This window comes from Amycolatopsis sp. M39, from assembly GCF_001651785.1.
Classification (GTDB): domain Bacteria; phylum Actinomycetota; class Actinomycetes; order Mycobacteriales; family Pseudonocardiaceae; genus Amycolatopsis; species Amycolatopsis rubida.
Genome location: NZ_LWSF01000006.1, coordinates 354,379 through 356,097 on the forward strand (window position 1 = coordinate 354,379; position 1,719 = coordinate 356,097).

Annotated in this window: 2 protein-coding genes; both read right to left on the bottom strand. The window is 68.7% G+C overall.

Features of this window, described 5'->3' with window-relative positions:
- Window positions 1-1,156 (bottom strand): aminotransferase class V-fold PLP-dependent enzyme (locus A4R44_RS48050; protein ID WP_232791661.1); only part of this gene is annotated, 1,156 nt, incomplete at its 3' end.
- Complete coding sequence (locus A4R44_RS48055; protein WP_157904923.1) at window positions 1,128-1,523, bottom strand: hypothetical protein; 396 nt, start codon at window positions 1,521-1,523, stop codon at window positions 1,128-1,130. The genes A4R44_RS48055 and A4R44_RS48050, both read right to left, overlap by 29 nt.
- Window positions 1,524-1,719: the final 196 nt, after the last annotated feature.

Here is a 1,719-nt window from a genome sequence, read left to right on the forward strand (position 1 = left end):
CGATCTCGTCGGGAAAGCGGTCGGCGAGCGAGAAGGAGATCGCCGCTCCGCGGTCCTGCGTGGTGGCGGGACCGACGATCCGCACCCCCGGGATCGAGGCGAGCGCGTCGAGCGCGCGGGCGGTCAGATTCGCGCAGTGCGCCGCGATGTTCTGCCTGCCGAGGCCGCCGAGGTAGTCGCAGGCGGCCGCCAGCCCGACGGTCTGCGCGATCACCGGGGTGCCGGCCTCGAAGCGGTACGGCGGCTGCGCGTACGTCGAGCTGTCCATCGCGACCTGGTCGTTCATCTCGCCCCCGGTCTGGAACGGCGGCAGCGTCCGCAGGAGGTCGCGGCGGCCCCACAGCACGCCGACCCCGGTCGGGCCGCACATCTTGTGACCGGAGAACGCGAGGAAGTCCACTCCCAGCGCGGCGACGTCCACCGGCATATGCGGCACCGACTGGCACGCGTCCAGCACGGTCAGCGCCCCCACCTCCCGCGCCCGCGCCACCAGCGTCCCGACCGGGTTCACCGTTCCGTACACATTGGACTGATGGGTGAACGCGAACACCTTGGTCCGCTCGTTCACCACCTCCGCGAGGTCGCCGAGGTCCAGCCGCCCGTCCGGGGTGATGGTGAGCCAGGCCAGCTCCGCACCGGTCTGGCGGCACAACTGCTGCCACGGCATGAGGTTCGAGTGGTGCTCCATCTCCGTGACCACGACGCGGTCGCCGGGCCCCAAGGCCAGCGAACGCAGCTCCGGCTCCGCCCAGCTCGCGTTCCCCAGCGCGTACGCGACGAGGTTCAGGGCCTCGGACGCGTTCTTCGTCAGGACAACGTCCTCCGGCGCCGCGCCGACGAACCCGGCGATCCGCCTCCTGCCGCCCTCAAGCAGTTCGGTCGCCTCCCGTCCCAGCTCGTGATAGCTGCGGTGCACGTTGGCGTTGTGCAGCCGATAGTAGTCCGACTCCGCCTCCAGCACGGCCCGCGGTTTCTGCGAGGTCGCGGCGCTGTCCAGGTAGACCAGCGGCCGCCCGCCGTTCACCTTTCGCGCCAGGATGGGAAAATCCGCGCGCACGCGGTCCACGTCGTAACCCGGCCCGCCCGGACCTGCCGCAGCCGGGACCGCGACGCCGTGCGCGGCGCATTCACAAGCAGGTTCCGCGGCGATCGTCATTCGCGTACCTCCACAAAAATGTTCGGGGAAATCTGTCCGCTGCCAGAATTTCGCGGTCGTAGAATCGCCGCTCGTTATTTCCAGGCGCACGTTTCGGCGATGTCCAGAACGGCCCGGCGGAAACGTCGCGAAATGTGGCAATAATCCACGCCGGCCGGGACGAGATGTCGCGATGCGTCTGATTCTGCGACAGCGGGCCGGTCGCGACAATCGTCCGTTTCAGTGACTTCGCCTCCGATCTCGACCCGTTGCCTCGGCCTGCGGAAACAACCGGGACCGTGCCGGCGGGCGTGCCGCGGGCCGCGCGCCGGTGCGGAGTTTCATCGCCGCGGCCGCTTCGTGGAATATTCTTGCGAATGTCGATCACGGTGCCTCCTGGCGTTGATCGGGTTGATCGATGGCCGCCTTCGGCCGGCTTGTGGACGGCGAGAGACCCTTTTGGTCGACGCGGTGCGGTGACCGATGCTGGAAAATGAGCGAAGGGGATAGGCCTGGAGTGGCCTCGGGAATCAGTTCCCGGGAGCCGGGCGGATTGTGCCAATGGCGCGACGGGCAATGGTTCG